This is a genomic window from Ensifer aridi (assembly GCF_002078505.1).
GTDB lineage: Bacteria > Pseudomonadota > Alphaproteobacteria > Rhizobiales > Rhizobiaceae > Sinorhizobium > Sinorhizobium aridi.
In genome coordinates, this window is the sequence record NZ_LUAV01000014.1 from 269154 (window position 1) to 284403 (window position 15250).

The 15250-nt window shown below is 62.3% G+C and carries 14 protein-coding genes; 5 read left to right on the top strand and 9 right to left on the bottom strand.

What is annotated here, in order from left to right; genetic code table 11:
- Positions 1–4 precede the first annotated feature (4 nt).
- Positions 5–1258, bottom strand: coding sequence for a sarcosine oxidase subunit beta family protein (locus tag AYK65_RS14500; protein WP_026616202.1), 1254 nt, complete (start codon positions 1256–1258; stop codon positions 5–7).
- A gap of 343 nt (positions 1259–1601) precedes the next feature.
- Between AYK65_RS14500 and rpsU the strand changes: the two genes are divergently transcribed.
- The 4 genes from rpsU (at position 1602) to AYK65_RS14520 (ending at position 5070) form a co-directional block, all read left to right on the top strand.
- A complete protein-coding gene (gene rpsU, locus AYK65_RS14505) occupies positions 1602–1814 on the top strand; it encodes a 30S ribosomal protein S21 (RefSeq protein WP_012709405.1) in 213 nt (70 codons plus the stop codon).
- A gap of 251 nt (positions 1815–2065) precedes the next feature.
- A complete protein-coding gene (locus AYK65_RS14510) occupies positions 2066–2953 on the top strand; it encodes a tetratricopeptide repeat protein (protein WP_034885691.1) in 888 nt (295 codons plus the stop codon).
- Positions 2954–3212: 259 nt separating this feature from the next.
- Positions 3213–3686, top strand: coding sequence for a DUF992 domain-containing protein (locus AYK65_RS14515; RefSeq protein WP_046116522.1), 474 nt, complete (start codon positions 3213–3215; stop codon positions 3684–3686).
- A gap of 163 nt (positions 3687–3849) precedes the next feature.
- Positions 3850–5070, top strand: a complete 1221-nt coding sequence (locus AYK65_RS14520) for an adenylate/guanylate cyclase domain-containing protein (protein WP_026616199.1) — start codon at positions 3850–3852, stop codon at positions 5068–5070.
- 194 nt (positions 5071–5264) lie between these two features.
- Here AYK65_RS14520 and AYK65_RS14525 read toward each other — a convergent pair whose 3' ends face one another.
- The 5 genes from AYK65_RS14525 to AYK65_RS14545 all read right to left on the bottom strand — a co-directional run bounded on the left by AYK65_RS14525 (position 5265) and on the right by AYK65_RS14545 (position 11337).
- Positions 5265–6665, bottom strand: a complete 1401-nt coding sequence (locus tag AYK65_RS14525) for an NAD(P)(+) transhydrogenase (Re/Si-specific) subunit beta (protein WP_081158825.1) — start codon at positions 6663–6665, stop codon at positions 5265–5267.
- A gap of 9 nt (positions 6666–6674) precedes the next feature.
- Positions 6675–7085, bottom strand: a complete 411-nt coding sequence (locus tag AYK65_RS14530; protein ID WP_012709410.1) for an NAD(P) transhydrogenase subunit alpha part 2 — start codon at positions 7083–7085, stop codon at positions 6675–6677.
- A complete protein-coding gene (locus tag AYK65_RS14535; protein WP_081158827.1) occupies positions 7086–8234 on the bottom strand; it encodes a Re/Si-specific NAD(P)(+) transhydrogenase subunit alpha in 1149 nt (382 codons plus the stop codon). It lies immediately after the preceding gene.
- A gap of 334 nt (positions 8235–8568) precedes the next feature.
- On the bottom strand, positions 8569–8793 hold the full coding sequence (locus AYK65_RS14540; protein WP_081158890.1) for an aa3-type cytochrome c oxidase subunit IV: 225 nt from the start codon (positions 8791–8793) through the stop codon (positions 8569–8571).
- A 210-nt stretch (positions 8794–9003) separates the two neighbouring features.
- Positions 9004–11337: a putative bifunctional diguanylate cyclase/phosphodiesterase gene (locus tag AYK65_RS14545; protein WP_046116525.1), complete on the bottom strand. Its 2334-nt coding sequence runs from the start codon at positions 11335–11337 to the stop codon at positions 9004–9006.
- A 419-nt stretch (positions 11338–11756) separates the two neighbouring features.
- On the opposite strand from AYK65_RS14545, the gene AYK65_RS14550 reads away from it, so the two are divergent.
- Positions 11757–12512: a gamma-glutamyl-gamma-aminobutyrate hydrolase family protein gene (locus AYK65_RS14550; protein WP_081158829.1), complete on the top strand. Its 756-nt coding sequence runs from the start codon at positions 11757–11759 to the stop codon at positions 12510–12512.
- 21 nt (positions 12513–12533) lie between these two features.
- Here the strand turns inward: AYK65_RS14550 and AYK65_RS14555 are convergent, their stop codons facing one another.
- From AYK65_RS14555 to AYK65_RS14565, 3 genes are all read right to left on the bottom strand, one after another.
- Positions 12534–13496, bottom strand: a complete 963-nt coding sequence (locus AYK65_RS14555; RefSeq protein ID WP_046116527.1) for a 2-hydroxyacid dehydrogenase — start codon at positions 13494–13496, stop codon at positions 12534–12536.
- Between the two features lie 80 nt (positions 13497–13576).
- Positions 13577–14599, bottom strand: coding sequence for a LacI family DNA-binding transcriptional regulator (locus AYK65_RS14560; protein WP_046116528.1), 1023 nt, complete (start codon positions 14597–14599; stop codon positions 13577–13579).
- A 92-nt stretch (positions 14600–14691) separates the two neighbouring features.
- On the bottom strand, positions 14692–15195 hold the full coding sequence (locus tag AYK65_RS14565) for a MarR family winged helix-turn-helix transcriptional regulator (protein WP_026616173.1): 504 nt from the start codon (positions 15193–15195) through the stop codon (positions 14692–14694).
- Positions 15196–15250: the final 55 nt, after the last annotated feature.

Here is a 15250-nt window from a genome sequence, read left to right on the forward strand (position 1 = left end):
CGCATCAATGCGCAACGGCGGCGGCGGCCGCCTCGTCGATGAGCCGCCCGGTGCGGAAGCGCTCGAGCGTCAGCCCCGCAGCGAGCCTATGCGGCTCCCCGCGTGCGATGAGATAGGCAAAGAGATTGGCCGAGCCCGGGGTCGCCTTGAAGCCGCCCGTTCCCCAGCCGGCATTGAGATAGAGCCCGGGCACGGGTGTCACGCCTTGGATCGGCGAACGGTCCTGTGTCACGTCGACGATGCCGCCCCATTGCCGCATCATCTTGACGCGGCGGAACATCGGAAAGAGCTCGCAGATCGCGTCAAGCGTATGGGTGATGATCTGCAGGCCGCCGGTCTGCGAATAGGAATTGTACTGGTCGGTACCGGCGCCGATGACGAATTCGCCCTTGTCGGACTGCGAGATATAGGCGTGCACCGAATTCGACATCACCACGCAGGGGAAGATCGGCTTCAGCGGCTCGGAGACGAGCGCCTGCAGCGGCTGGCTCTGCAGCGGCACGCGCACGTCCGCCATCTGCATCAGTACCGAACTATGGCCGGCTGCGGAAATACCGACCTTCTTCGCGCCGATGAAGCCGCGATTGGTGTCGACGCCGGTCACACGGCCGGTTTCGTCGCGGCGAATGCCGGTCACTTCGCAATTCTGGATGATGTGGACGCCGCGGTCGGAGGCGGCGCGCGCATAGCCCCAGGCGACCGCATCATGGCGCGCCGTGCCGCCACGGCGCTGAAGTGCTGCACCGTTGATCGGATAGCGGGCGGTCTTCGAAATGTCGAGCGGCGGGCAATAGGCCTTGGCCTCCTCCGGCGTCAGCCATTCATTGTCGATGCCGTAGAGCCGGTTGGCGTTGATGTGCCGCTTGAACGACTGCTGGTCATGGATGTTGTGCGACAGCATCATGACGCCGCGCGGCGAATACATCACGTTGTAGTTCAGGTCCTGCGACAGGTTTTCCCAGAGCTTCAGCGAATGCTCGTAGATGTCCATGCTCTCTTCATACAGATAGTTGGACCGGATGATCGTCGTGTTGCGGCCGGTATTGCCGCCGCCGATCCAGCCCTTTTCGAGCACGGCGACATTGGTGATGCCGTGCTCCTTCGCGAGATAATAGGCGGCGCCGAGGCCATGGCCGCCGCCGCCGATGATGATCACATCATATTGCTGGCGCGGCTCCGGCGAGGCCCAATGAGGTCCCCAGCCCTTGTGGCCGCGCAGCGCCTCGCGCGCCACGGCAAAAACAGAATATTTGCGCATCCGCCTGCTACTCCATGAACCTCGATAGATGTTCTGTTGGCGTTAGAAATCGCAAATCCGAGGCCCACGCAACGTTTCTTTTGCGACGCGATCCGGCGGACTTGCGCGGACTTGCGACATGGCCGACTAAGTGCGACAAGTGTGCGAGCGCGCGGCTTGCCTTTTTTTGCCCCAGCTGTGGCGCATTTTTCCCGAGAGCTACGATCTCGCCGCTGGACTTTCGGCCCCTGATCTGGTATCCGCTCCTTTAATCGTAGAGCTTTCAGCTCAGCGAACGCAGATTTATTGCCTCCCCAAACCTGATGGTGAGGCTTTACAACTCGAACAAAGGAACGGGATTCACGTGCAGGTACTTGTCCGCGATAACAATGTCGACCAGGCGCTCCGCGCTCTCAAGAAGAAGATGCAGCGCGAAGGCATTTTCCGCGAAATGAAGATGCGTGACTTCTACGAAAAGCCGTCCCAGAAGCGTGCGCGCGAAAAGGCTGAAGCCGTCCGCCGCGTCCGCAAGCTGGCTCGCAAGCGCGCACAGCGTGAAGGCCTTCTGGCCCGCTGATTGTCGTTTTTTCGACGCTTTCCAATGTAAATGGCGGGGGCGAGGTATCGCCGCCGCTTTTTTTTCGATATGGACACCCTGTCCGTCGTCGGTCTAGCGTGACCGTGTGAGTTCGACGGTCAGCCGCTCGAACGGGAGCGCCGGCCGGATCGCCGGAGGCGCTGATGCCCGGGTGGAGCCCGCGCCTTCGCTGGTCTCCGTAAACGGAAAGCCATTGGCTTTCGGGACCTTGTCGCATTGAGGGATCGACTTTGACACTTGCTGCCATGACTGCGGACGTCTCCGGTCACACCATCCAAGAGGCGAACCGCCGCCACCAGCGCAAGCCGAAGCTTGCCGCCTTTCTCATGCTCGGCTCTGCCCTGCTTCTTGCAGGCTGCCAGACCGACAATTCCGAATCGATGTTTCGCGTCGAACGGGCGCAGGGCTCGGAAGAGAACATCGCCTCGCTCTCAAGCGTCATTGCCTCCAATCCGAGCGACCCGGAAGGCTACAACGTGCGCGGCTCGGCTTACGGACGCGCCGGGGAATTCCGCCGCGCGCTCGCCGATTTCGACGAGGCGATCCGACTGAATCCGCGCTTCTTCCAGGCCTATGCCAACCGCGCGCTCGTCCAGCGCAACATGGGCAACCAGCAAGCCGCTCTCGCCGACTACAATGCGGCGCTGCAGATCAGTCCGACCTACGACGTCGCCTATATCGGTCGCGGCAATCTCTATCGGCAGGCGGGCCAGCTCGATGCCGCTTTCAACGACTTCAACAAGGCGATCGAGCTCGACACCACCGATCCCCGCGCCTATCACAATCGCGGCCTGATCTATCAGGCGCGCAACCAGCACGGCGAGGCGATCGAGGATTTCTCGAAGGCGATTTCGCTGTCGCCGAGCTCGCCCGAACCCTATAATGGGCGCGGCATTTCCTATGTTGCCCAGGGCGACGACGACAACGCCTTCTCGGATTTCAACACGGCTATCAATCTCAACGGCAAGCTGGCCGAGTCCTGGGCAAACCAGGCACTGGTCTACGAGCGCCGCGGCGAAAGGGCCAAGGCTTCGAAGTCCTATTCGCACGCGCTTTCGCTCGATCCCAAATACGAGCCGGCGCGCGCGGGCCTTGCCCGCGTCAAGGCGACCTCCTGACGCCACGCTCCATTCGATTTGGGACGCCCGCGGCAACTGCCGCGGGCGTTTTCGTTTCGGCGATCCGACATTTGTCTCAGTCTTCGCTACTGCATGTTTCCTTGAATCGTAGCCGATTTAAGGACAAAGACACGCAGCAACCCAAGCGCTACGGCGTTCTTTGTGCGTCTGACAGACGCACGGCGCTGTAGATCAGGGCACGGAACCATCCCACGCTCGATCGGTTAGACCATGGACCTTCAACACGGAGATCTGAGCGATGTTCAAACGAACCTTCATTGCGGCAGTCACCCTTGCGGCCCTTTCCGGCGCTGCCTCTGCCCAAAGCTACGTGACGCTCGGCCGCCTCACCTGCGGCTCTGAAGGCGGCACCGGGCTCATCGTCACCTCCACCAAGAACCTCATGTGCACCTTCAGGCCGGCCGATGGTTCGCCCGGAGCCGTCTATGCCGGCACGATCACCAAAATCGGCATCGATATCGGCGCCACCGGCAAAACCGTCATGATCTGGGATGTGCTGGCGAAAACCGGCACGCCGCTGACCGAATATGCCTTGGCTGGAGAATATGTCGGCGTCGGCGCCGATGCGAGCTTTGCCGTCGGCGGTGGAGCAAAGGTTATTGCCGGCGGCACGAACAAGGCCTTCATGCTGCAGCCGGTCAATGTCCAGGTTCAGGAAGGCCTGAACGTCGCCCTCGGTATCGATCATCTGGTTCTGGCGCCGGCAGGTTGACCACGTAAATAGCGGAGAGGCCCCCGAGGCCTTTCACCCCTCCCCTGCTGCGAACCTCTTGTTCCTCGACATGAAGACCAGGCGACTTGCGCGCCGGGGCAAGGCGCGCCACTGTGCTATCGGTCGTCGGTGGAACCGGCGCGACAGGTCAACGGGAACTCGGATGAAGGATCAGGTAATCCGCAACATCGTTCTGTGGATGTCGGAGGAGGGAATTCGCGGCCTCAAGGAACAGGACCTCCTCGCAGGTTTCTGCGATCAGTGCCGCGCAGCAGGTATCCACATCGACCGCGCCCTCGGCCTGATCGACACGCTCCACCCGGAATTCGAAGGCCGCGCCTTCCAGTGGAACAGCGAAAGCGATGAAGTGCCGGACGTCGTGCACTACGGATCGACGAGCGGCGGCGAGGCCCAGGAGAACTGGCAGCGCTCGATCTTCTTCCACATGCTCCAGGAAAACGAAACCGAACGCCGCGTCCGCCTTGCACAGGAGCCGCATGTCCCCTTCACCATGTTCGACAAGCTGAAGGCCGAAGGGCATACCGACTGCGTCGGTTTCATCCATCACTTCACCGACCGCGGCCGCGTCGGACAGATGGATTGTTTCTATTCTTACTGGACGACGAAAAGACGTGGAGGCTTCAACGACGAGGACTTCTACGCGCTCCGAACGCTGTTGCCGACGCTTGCGCTCGCCGTGAAGGCGGCCTCATGCGTGCGCATCATCGGCACCCTCGCAGACGTTTACCTCGGCCATGATGCTGGCAGACGGGTCGTCGAGGGCAGCATCGAACGGGGGGCGGCCGAGCGCATCGAGGCGGTCATGTGGTTCTCCGATCTGCTCAACTACACGCGCATCGCCGAGAGTGTCGCGCCGGAAGAGGTCATTCCGTTCCTCAACGAGTATACCGGCACGGTGATCAGAGCGATCGAGGAGCACGGCGGCAGCGTGCTGAAGCTGATCGGCGATGGTGTCCTCGCCATCTTCAACGGCCGCAAACCGGCCGACGCCTGCAGTGCGGCGATCGCCGCCGAGCGGCAACTGCGCATCATGCTCGCCGACCTGAACACGCGACGGCTCGAGAAGGGAGAGCCGACCACCGACGTCTATCTCGGGCTGCATATCGGCGAGGTTTTCTACGGAAACATCGGCAGCCAGAGCCGACTCGATTTCACCGTTGTCGGCCCCGCCGTCAACGAGGTGAGCCGCATCGTCTCGATGTGTCGCTCGATGGAACGGCACGTCATCATGTCTTCGGAATTCATCGAGGCTTCGCCGGCCGCGCATCGCGCCAATGCCGTGTCGCTCGGGCGCTTCGCGCTTCGCGGCGTCGCTAAAGCGAAGGAGCTCTTCACCTGGGATCCGGACATCCACCCCGGCTGAGCGCGTGACCAAATTGGACCCGACACTGTTCGTCCGCCAATTACGCAAATGCCCGCCTCACTGCATGTTTCCTTGAATCGTACCCGATTCAAGGACAAAAACATGCATTTAAAGTGCTACAGCGTCCTTTGTGCGTCTGAAAAGACGCACGGCGCTGTACGAGGCGGGCATTCAGCTCGGTAGCAAAAGTGTCCTCAGTGATTGATCGCCTTGACGATTTCCTCGGTCACCTTCTTGGCGTCGCCGAGCAGCATCATCGTGCCGTCCTTGTAGAACAGCGTGTTGTCGATGCCGGCATAGCCGGAGCCGAGCGAGCGCTTGACGAACAGGCAGGTCTTGGCCTTGTCGACGTCGAGGATCGGCATGCCGTAGATCGGCGAGGTCTTGTCGTCGCGCGCAGCTGGGTTGGTGACGTCGTTGGCGCCGATGACATAGGCGACGTCCGCTTGGGCGAATTCCGAGTTGATGTCCTCAAGCTCGAACACCTCGTCATAGGGCACATTCGCTTCCGCCAAGAGCACGTTCATATGCCCCGGCATGCGGCCGGCGACCGGATGGATGGCGTATTTGACCTCGACGCCCGCCTCCTTGAGCTTGTCACCCATCTCCCGAAGCGCATGCTGTGCCTGTGCCACCGCCATGCCGTAGCCGGGCACGATGATCACCTTCGAGGCGTTCTGCATTAGGAAGGCGGCATCGTCGGCCGAGCCCTGCTTCACGGTTTTCTGCACGCCGCCGTCGCCGCCGGCGATCGCCGTCTCGCCGCCGAAACCGCCGAGAATGACCGAGATGAAGGACCGGTTCATGCCCTTGCACATGATGTAGGAGAGGATCGCACCCGAGGAGCCGACCAGCGCCCCGGTGATGATCAGCGCCAAGTTGCCGAGCGTGAAGCCGATGCCGGCGGCCGCCCAGCCGGAATAGGAGTTGAGCATCGACACCACCACCGGCATGTCGGCGCCGCCGATCGGGATGATCATCAGGACGCCGAGCGCTAGCGACAGGAGCACGATCGCCCAGAAATTGAAATGGCTCTCCGTCAGCGCCAGCCCGATGATGAAGAAGACGACAAGGGCTCCGAGCATCAGATTGATCAGATGGCGATAGGGCAGCAGGATCGGTTTGCCCGACATGCGACCGTCGAGCTTCAGGAAGGCGATGACCGAACCGGTGAAGGTGATCGCGCCGATCGACACGCCGAGAGCCATCTCGACGAGCGCCTGGGCATGGATCGAGCCGACCTCGCCGATGCCGAAGGAGGACGGCGCATAGAGCGCGCCGGCGGCGACCAGCACCGCGGCCAGACCGACGAGCGAGTGGAAACCGGCGACGAGCTGCGGCATCGCCGTCATCGGGATGCGCTTGGCTATATAGGCGCCGACGCCGCCGCCAACAGCGAGGCCAAGCACGATCAAGAGGAAGCCGCCGACCGAGGGCTGCGCCAGGAGAAGCGTCGTAACGATGGCGATGGCCATGCCGGTCATGCCATAGGCATTGCCCCTCCGGCTCGTGGTCGGATGCGACAGGCCTCTAAGGGCCATGATGAAGAGCACGCCGGAGACGAGATAGAGGAAGGCTGCGAAATTAGCGTTCATCGGCCGACCTCACTTGTCTTTCTTTTTGTACATGGCGAGCATGCGCTGGGTGACGAGAAAGCCGCCGAAGATATTCACCGAAGCGAGCACCAGCGCGACGAAGCCGAAGCCGGTGGCGAGCCCCGAGGCGGAGATGCCGACCGCCAAAAGCGCGCCTACGACGATCACCGAGGAGATCGCGTTGGTAACCGCCATCAGCGGCGTGTGCAGCGCCGGCGTCACCGACCAGACGACGTAATAGCCGACGAAGATCGCCAGCACGAAAATCGCCAGGCGAAAGACGAAAGGATCGATCGCCCCGCCGGTTGCGCCATGCGCCACCGCTCCGGCCGCGTCCGGCACATATTCGGCCGCCGTCCGAACCGCCTCGACCGCCCGTTCGAGATCGGTCAGTGCCTTGTCCAGAAGTTCGTTCGCCATTTACTTCTCCCCCCGATTCGCGCCGCCGAAGGCCGGGTGCACCACCGCCCCGCCGTGGGTCAGCGCCGTCGCCTTGACGAGCTCGTCTTCCATGTCGAGCTTGAGCGTCTTCGTCTCCTTGGAAACCATCGTCTCCAGGAAGGTGACGAGATTCTTGGCGTAGAGCAGCGAGGCGGAGGCGGCGATGCGGCCCGGCACGTTCAGGTGTCCGACAACCTTGACGCCGCCGACCTCCGTGACCTTGCCGGCCTCCGCGCCTTCGACATTGCCGCCGCGCTCGACGGCGAGATCGACAACGACCGAGCCGGGCTTCATGGAATGAAGCATCTCGTGGGTGACGAGGCGCGGCGCCGGGCGGCCGGGAATCAGCGCCGTGGTGATGACGATGTCCTGCTTGCCGATGTGCTCGGCGACGAGCGCGGCCTGCTTCGCCTGATAGTCCCTCGACATTTCCTTGGCGTAGCCGCCGGCGGTCTCGGCCGCCTTGAACTCCTCGTCCTCAACGGCGATGAACTTGGCGCCGAGCGAGGCGACCTGCTCTTTTGCCGCCGGGCGAACGTCAGTGGCCGACACCATCGCCCCCAGGCGCCGCGCTGTCGCGATCGCCTGCAATCCGGCGACGCCGGCGCCCATGACGAAGACTTTGGCCGCCGGCACGGTGCCGGCCGCCGTCATCATCATTGGCAGGGCCCGGTCGTATTCGTGCGCCGCATCGATCACCGCCTGATAACCGGCGAGGTTCGCTTGGGATGAGAGCACGTCCATCGACTGGGCGCGGGTGATGCGCGGCATCAGTTCCATCGCGAAGGCGGTGAGCCCCGCGCCGGCCATGGCGGCGATCGCCTCTTCGTTGCCGTAGGGATCCATGATGGCGATGACGATCGCGCCGGATTTGTAGCCGGCGATCTCCGCTTCCGTCGGTCGGCGGACCTTGAGGATGACATCGGCGCCCTTCGCGTCGGCGGCCGTGCCGATCCGGGCGCCGGCCTTCTCATACTCGGCATCGAGCATGCGCGAACGCAAACCCGCACCGGCTTCCACGACCACGTCGAAACCCAACGATTTCAGCTTCTTGACGCTTTCGACGGAACCGGCAACGCGCCCCTCGTTCGGATCCGATTCCTTGGCGATAAAGACAATCTCGCTCACAAGTCCCCCTCCTGGCCCGCACCAGTCAGGCTGGGTTGCGGACGTTGTCTTCGATGCCGGGGCGATCGCTGGCACGCCACCCCTTACTCACATGGTTCCTCGAATCGGAGCCGATTCAAGGGAAAGACCATGCAGCACTTCAAAGTGCCATAGCGACCTTAGTCCACCTGATGCCGCGGCGCCGTGAGCCGCAGGCACTCCCTCCTTCGAAGGCGGAGCTTTATCCGCCGCCGCGACAGTGCTCCTCACGCCGTGAGGGAAAAGCCCGACCGGTGCGGCAACCGAGACGGGGAGCCTCCTCCCCCGCCTCGAACGGACCTATCGGGAATACCGGTTAGCGAAGCATGAAATAACCGGCAACGTTGAGAAGAATGAAAAGCACGAAAGAGCTGAAGAAGCCCATGGTCGTGAAGAAAGCGGCAGCCATGGCGATCAGCAACGCCACACAGAAGAGCGTGCCGTACTTCGTTGCGTTGATGAAGAGCGTGTAAGTCTTCTCGTGCTCGGAATAGTCCATCGGTGCGCCCGTCTCGACCGGTCCCGACTGATGCTCTGCCATCGTCCAATTCTCCAGAATGCCGCGGTACCGCCGACGGCGGTCCGCCTTGATCCACCCATGGGCCGCTTTCGCGCAGGCGCGCGAGCGATCCTTTAGCTCCGCATACACAATGCGCGGGTCATTCGCAACGAAAACCCGCCCGCGAAGCTGCGGCATAATCGATGGAGGGAAAGCAAGCGGCAAGCGGTCGCCGTTAACAGGATTGAGCCGTCAGGCGATGAACTCGGCGGAGATAGCTGCGGTTTGTTTGCGCACCCCCTGCTCACAAAGAGTTCTCACGGCCGAGGCCGACATTGGAGCCGCGAAGACAAAGCCCTGAATCAGATCGGCGCAATTGTGCTCGTTTATGAGCTGCAGCTGATCTGTCGTCTCCACCCCCTCGACGACCGCCTTGAGTTCAAGCGCGCGGGCGAGATTGACCGTGCCGAGCAGCAATTTGAAGCGTCGCGAATCCTCGCGGATGTTGTGAACGAAAGATCGGTCGATCTTTATGACGCTCACCGGCAGCACATCGAGATAGCTAAGGCTCGAATAACCCGTCCCGAAGTCGTCGATCGCAATCGTCATGCCGCGTTTGCGCAGCTCGTGAAGGACGGCCTGAACCTTCTCCGGTTCGTCCATCAGGCAGCTTTCCGTCATTTCAAGGTGCAGGCGGGCCGGGTCAAGACCGGTCTCCTCCAGGGCTTCAATCACGATCGCGACGATTTCGTCGCCGCGAAGGTCGAGAACGGACAGATTGACGGACACCGCCACCTCTCCCGGCCAATCCAGGCAGTCGCGGCAAGCCTGTCTGAGGACGAAGCGCGTCACTTCTGTGACGAGCCCCATTTCCTCCGCGAGCTGGATGAAGACGTTGGGCGGCACCGGCCCGCGCTCGGCGTGGGTCCAGCGCGCCAGGGCCTCGCAGCATTCGACGCGCGAACCGTCAGGCGTGAACATCGGTTGATAGGAGACGCTGAGATCACCCGCGCCGATCGCCGCGCGCAGATCGCTCTTGAGCTTTTGGCGATCGAGATAGCGCGCTTCCATTTCACCCTCGAAGGCGGTGCAGCCTCCGTTGTCGCGGGCCTTGGCCTCTGCTAGCGCCAAATCCGCCTTGATCTGCAGCTCCTCGAAGCGGAAATCGCGGCTCTTCACGACGACGAAGCCGGCATTCATGGCCATGTTGAAAGTGAAGCCGCCGGCCACATAGATGCCATGCAGATTCGCGTGAAGAGCGCGAATCCGCTCCTCCAGATCGGAGCGGCCCGCCTTGTTGTGGAAAAATACGACGAATTCGTCGCTCATCAAGCGTGCCGCAATCGCTTCGTTCGCCGCGAGGCTCTTCAGGCGATCGGCGATCGCCTGAAGCAGCTTGTCGCCGATGACATGGCCCTTCGTGTCGTTGACGTGCTTGAATTCGGCCACGTCGATGAGCAAGAAACCGATGTCGCGATCATGTGCGGCGTCGGCGGCGACTGCGTTGTGGGTGAGCTCGGCAAAGTAATCGCGGCTCGGCAGTCCGGTCAGTGCGTCGAAGCGCACCATCTGCAGGATCTGCTTTTCTGCCTGTACCCGCGCTGTCACGTCTTCGAAAATCAGCACGATTTCGCCATTCTCCCGACGGCTCGCCGAGAATTCCAGCAAGAGATCTTCCGCAAGCGAAACGAGCGCGCGCGAACGCTTCCCCTTGATAAGGAGATCGACCTGGCCGGCGATGTTCTCGCTCTTTTCGAGGTCGAGCTCCATTCCGCGAGCACCGCGCGCGAGTACTTCATCAAGGTGGCGGCCCTTGAGCTCCGCCTTGTTGCCGAGACGGAGAAGTTCGCAGGCACGCTCATTCGCCACCACGACGCAATTGTCGCCGTCGAGCATGAAGAGGCCGTGCGTCATATGGTTGAGCGCAGTGTCGAATTGTCCCGCGATCGTCCTGATTTCCCGGGCGGCAAGCACGTTCTCGTCGCGGGCAGCAAGCACGTTCTCGTACAGGAAGGCGCGCACATTATTCGCCATCGCCCAGGTCGACAGGATGAAGGGCAACAACAGGACCGCGAGCACGGCCATGAAGGGATCGCCCAGGGACAAGGCGCCGATCATCATCGGCAGGCAGGCCGACGACGACAGCAACAGCACCGCCCGCTCCGACCCGTAATTGCGCCCCACCAGTGAAATCATCGACGCGAGCGTCACCGAAATACATGCGAGCTGGGCGAAGGGATCCCGTGTGACGGCAATCGCATATCCGCAGGCGATGCCGCAGGTCAGCGTCACTGCGACGCCGCCGACGATGTACCGGTTCTCCCATTTCCTGACCGTCGCGTGATCCGCATTGGAAAAATCCTGCCGGTCGAACCGGATCATGTCGAGGTTGCGCAGGACCCACAAAACGACGACCGCTGCCGCGCAGCCAAGATAAAGCGCATCGGCGGTCTTCAGGAACACGAGCAGAAAGGTCACGACGTGAGACAGCACGCCGATCACCAACGTGCGGCGATGTTGGTAGAGCGAGCTTACGAACGACAGGTATATATCTGTCGGAAGAGCGCCCCGTTCATTGCGCGTCATGAACTTAAGCTCCGGTTTGCCGGATTGTTAGGATCGAGGGTTTAACGAAAGATTTCGTCTAATATCGCGTAAAATCAGCCGAAACGCAGAACAACCGGCAGATGGGATGTAGTATGCGCCGGCAGCTCAACCGAACATTGCATGAAGCGCAAGTAATGCCTGCACCTTACAGCCGAGAATAGGTGCCTTCAATAGGGAGGGACGATAATACAACTTCAGCGCGTCAGGCGTTTGCGCCAGCGTCGAGGCATTTCCCTGCGAAATGGTTACCGGATCTTGAAGAAATGCTCGCGAATTCCTGCCTTTCCCAAGCCCCGCGCCTTCGACAACAGAGGTGCGCACAACCCGCGTTTCTCCGCAGTTGACTTTAAAGAGATTCTGACGGCAAGGCTTTCCCCAACGATAACCGGAGTCTGACGATGTCGAAACCTGTCGTTGCCATTCCGTGCGATTTTCGCGAATTCGACGGCAATATCTGGCATGTTGCTGCCAATCAATATGTACGCGCGGCGGTCGAGGGCGGCGACGTCATGGCGTTCCTCATTCCCGCGCTCGAAACCGGCAACGACGCCGATGAAATCCTCGACCGAGTCGACGGGGTACTGGCGAGCGGCGCCCGCTCCAACGTCCATCCGTCGCTCTACGGCAGAGAGGCGACGGAGGCTGACGGCCCCTTCGATCCGGACCGCGACGCAACCAGCCTGCCGCTGATCCGCCGGGCGCTCGACCGCGGCATCCCGCTGCTCGCCATCTGCCGTGGCATACAGGAACTCAATGTCGCGCTCGGAGGCACGCTCGCGACCGAGATTCAGGAGCAACCGGGCATCTGGGACCATCGCAAGCCGGACGTGCCGGATCTCGATGTCGCCTACGGCATTCGCCAGGACGTGGTCGTGAAGGAGGGAAGCTGCCTGGCCCCCGTTCTTGGCGCCGGGCGGATCCGGGTCAATTCGCTGCATCGCCAGGCGATCGCCGCCACCGCGCCGAGCCTTGCCGTCGAGGCCGTTGCTGACGACGGAACGATCGAAGCGGTATCGGTGATCGGCGCCAAGGCCTTCGCCGTCGGTGTCCAATGGCATCCGGAATATTGGGTCCGGACCGACGGCCCGTCGGCCGCCCTCTTCAAGGCGTTTGGCGATGCTGTGCGTGCTTACCGGGAGAGCAAGACCCAATAATGCAGGCGCCCAGACGCCGCCCTATCGGCCCTCGCGCCGGAACGGCGTCTCGACGACGGGTGTGAGGGGCTCTCCGGTCGAAAACCACGCTTTCAGATTGTCGACGACGAGGTCGGCCATGGCGTTGCGGGTAACGACCGACGCAGAGGCGACATGCGGCAGCAGCGTAACGTTAGGAAGCGCGAGCAGCGCTTCCGGCACGTGCGGCTCGTTCTCGAAGACGTCGAGGCCGGCGCCGGCGATGGTGCCGTTCTGAAGCGCTGCGACAAGCGCTGCCTCGTCCACCGTCGAGCCGCGGCCGACATTGATCAGAACGCCCTGGGACCCGAGCGCGGCGAGAACGTCGGCATTGATCGCCTTCAGCGTGCTCGGCGTTCCCGGCACGATGACGATCAGCGTATCAACGGCCTCGGCCAAGCCCCGCAGGGTTGGATGATAGGCAAAGGCGAGCCCCTCGCGCGGGGTGCGCGTGTGATAGGCGATCGAAAGGCCAAAGGCTTCTAGCCTCCGGGCGATCGCGAGGCCAATCCTGCCCAGGCCGAAAAGCCCCACCTTTCGGCCCCTGAGCGACAGCGGCGAGAGCGGAAAGGCGCCGTCACGAATCCAGCGGCCCTGCCGCAGCCATTGCTCCGCCTGCGGCAGCAGGCGCACGGTATTGATGAGAAGGCCGATCGCGGTGTCGGCGACTTCCTCGGTCAAGACATCCGGCGTGTTGGTGACGACGACGCCGCGCGCCGCGGCACGCGCGACGTCGACACCATCATAGCCGACGCCGAAATTGGCGACGATTTCAAGCTTGGGGAAGGCATCCATCAGATCCACCGGCAGGCGCCCGGAAACGGCGATGCCGGCGACGTCGGCCATCTCCGCTGTCACCAGGGCCACATCGGCACGCTCGATCCTCACCGTGTCGAACATCTCCGGGAGGCGTTCGAGCACGCGTTCATTGATCTTGCCGGGCACGAGAATTCTGGGACGGCTCATCGATGTTCCTCTTCTATAGCGCCGCGCGTCTTATCAGATGCGCAAAGGTCGCTGTAAGGAAACATGCAGGCGAGAAGCGATCAAGCGGTGACGCGAAGCGGGCCGGTCGACTGGCGGATGCGCATTTCCGGCTTGATCAGGTGTATGCCGTCCGGTTCGTGACTGCCGGAAAGCTTGTCGAGGAGCGCGCGTGCGGCGCTGCGGCCCACTTCCGCCTGGCCGTTCCAGACAGTGGTCAAGGCTGGGGTCGCAATCGACGCCTCCTCGAGGTCGTCGTAGCCCGTCACGGAGATATCGACGCCGGGGACGAGCCCGGCGCGGGCGATACCGTTCATCATGCCGATCGCAACAAGGTCGTTCCAGCAGACAACGGCCGTCGGCTTTTGCGGCAGCGACAGTAGATGCACCGCGGCCTCGAAGCCGCCCTGTTTCGAACGCGGGCCGGGAATGCGCAAGTTCGGATCGACGTCGATATTCGCCTTGCGCAACGCGTTGACATAGCCCTGGTAACGATCGCGCCCGGTTGAGGTCTGGTCGGTCCCGCCGACCATCGCGATGCAGCGATGCCCGAGGCCGATCAGGTGGTTGGTGGCAAGGGCGATGCCGTAGGCGTCGTCGCCACGGAAGATCGGCACATCCAGGCCATCGATCGAGCGTGCGATTAGGATCGCTGGCATGCCGTTGTCCTCGGCAAGCTGAATGTCCTCCGCCGGCGTGCCGATAGCCGGCGACATGATCACGCCGTCGCCGCCGAGCTGCAGCAGCGTCTCGATAAAATCGCGCTGCTTCTCGACGGAATCGTAGTGATTGGAGAGAATGAAGGTCTGCTTGTCGCGATCGAGCTCCGCCTCGATCGCCTTCAGGATCTCGCCATAGAACGGGTTCATGATGTCGTGCACGACGACGCCGATGATGCCGGAACGCGACGTCCTGAGGCTCGCGGCGCGGCGATTGTAGATATAGCCGAGCGCGCGCGCCTGCTCCTTGATCTTGTCACGCGTGACTGCCGCCACGAGCGGGCTGTCGCGTAGTGCCAGAGATACCGTCGCCGTCGAAAGGCCGAGTGTTTCCGCGATTGTAGAAAGCTTGACCTTTTGCGCCACCGTTCCCCCCGATTTCCCGTTTATGGTGTCAGCCCGATTTAAACCCTCTTTAAACTGTTTAAATCATCGCTGCAAGTCGGGCGGCTGCCGCTTCAATCTGCAGCCCGGGCGGCCTGAAGGTTGCTGTCGACGACGCGCAGGAGCTTCAAAAGCGTACGCACCTGCTTGTCGGTCAGGCCGCGTGTCGCGAGCTTCTCGGAATGATGGCCGGCTTCCGCGATGGTTTGCAGGCGGTCGCGGCCGGGGCCGGTCAAATACACTTTGGTCAGCCGCGCATCGTCCTTGTCCGGCCGACGTTCGAGGAAGCCCTGCGCTTCCATGCGGCCGATCGTGCGCGTCATTGTCGGCGCCTTGACGCCGAGTTTCGCCGCCAACGCCCCGGCCGTCAGGCCGTCGGTCTCGGCAAGCGCGAGCATGACGCCGTCCTGGCCAGCGTAGAGACCGCTTTCGACGAGGTTGCGGGACAGCACCGTTCGCATCGAGCGCGCCGCCTGGACGAGAATCGACGCCAGATCGTGATCGTGCGCCTCGGCGACGATCTCGTCTCTCTTCTTGCCGTTCTTGCCCTTCTTTTCGGCTTTGCTCTTCTTGCCCATTGGACCTCCCGCCGAATCCCGTACATTGCCTTTATAGCAATACCGCTTGAGATTA

Excerpts from the sequence above, each read along its gene's own strand:
- AYK65_RS14500 (WP_026616202.1), bottom strand. The coding sequence starts at position 1,258 with ATGCGCAAATATTCTGTTTTTGCCGTGGCGCGCGAGGCGCTGCGCGGC.
- AYK65_RS14515 (WP_046116522.1), top strand. The coding sequence starts at position 3,213 with ATGTTCAAACGAACCTTCATTGCGGCAGTCACCCTTGCGGCCCTTTCC.
- AYK65_RS14520 (WP_026616199.1), top strand. The coding sequence starts at position 3,850 with ATGAAGGATCAGGTAATCCGCAACATCGTTCTGTGGATGTCGGAGGAG.
- AYK65_RS14525 (WP_081158825.1), bottom strand. The coding sequence starts at position 6,665 with ATGAACGCTAATTTCGCAGCCTTCCTCTATCTCGTCTCCGGCGTGCTC.
- AYK65_RS14530 (WP_012709410.1), bottom strand. The coding sequence starts at position 7,085 with ATGGCGAACGAACTTCTGGACAAGGCACTGACCGATCTCGAACGGGCG.
- AYK65_RS14540 (WP_081158890.1), bottom strand. The coding sequence starts at position 8,793 with ATGGCAGAGCATCAGTCGGGACCGGTCGAGACGGGCGCACCGATGGAC.
- AYK65_RS14545 (WP_046116525.1), bottom strand. The coding sequence starts at position 11,337 with ATGACGCGCAATGAACGGGGCGCTCTTCCGACAGATATATACCTGTCG.
- AYK65_RS14550 (WP_081158829.1), top strand. The coding sequence starts at position 11,757 with ATGTCGAAACCTGTCGTTGCCATTCCGTGCGATTTTCGCGAATTCGAC.
- AYK65_RS14555 (WP_046116527.1), bottom strand. The coding sequence starts at position 13,496 with ATGAGCCGTCCCAGAATTCTCGTGCCCGGCAAGATCAATGAACGCGTG.
- AYK65_RS14565 (WP_026616173.1), bottom strand. The coding sequence starts at position 15,195 with ATGGGCAAGAAGAGCAAAGCCGAAAAGAAGGGCAAGAACGGCAAGAAG.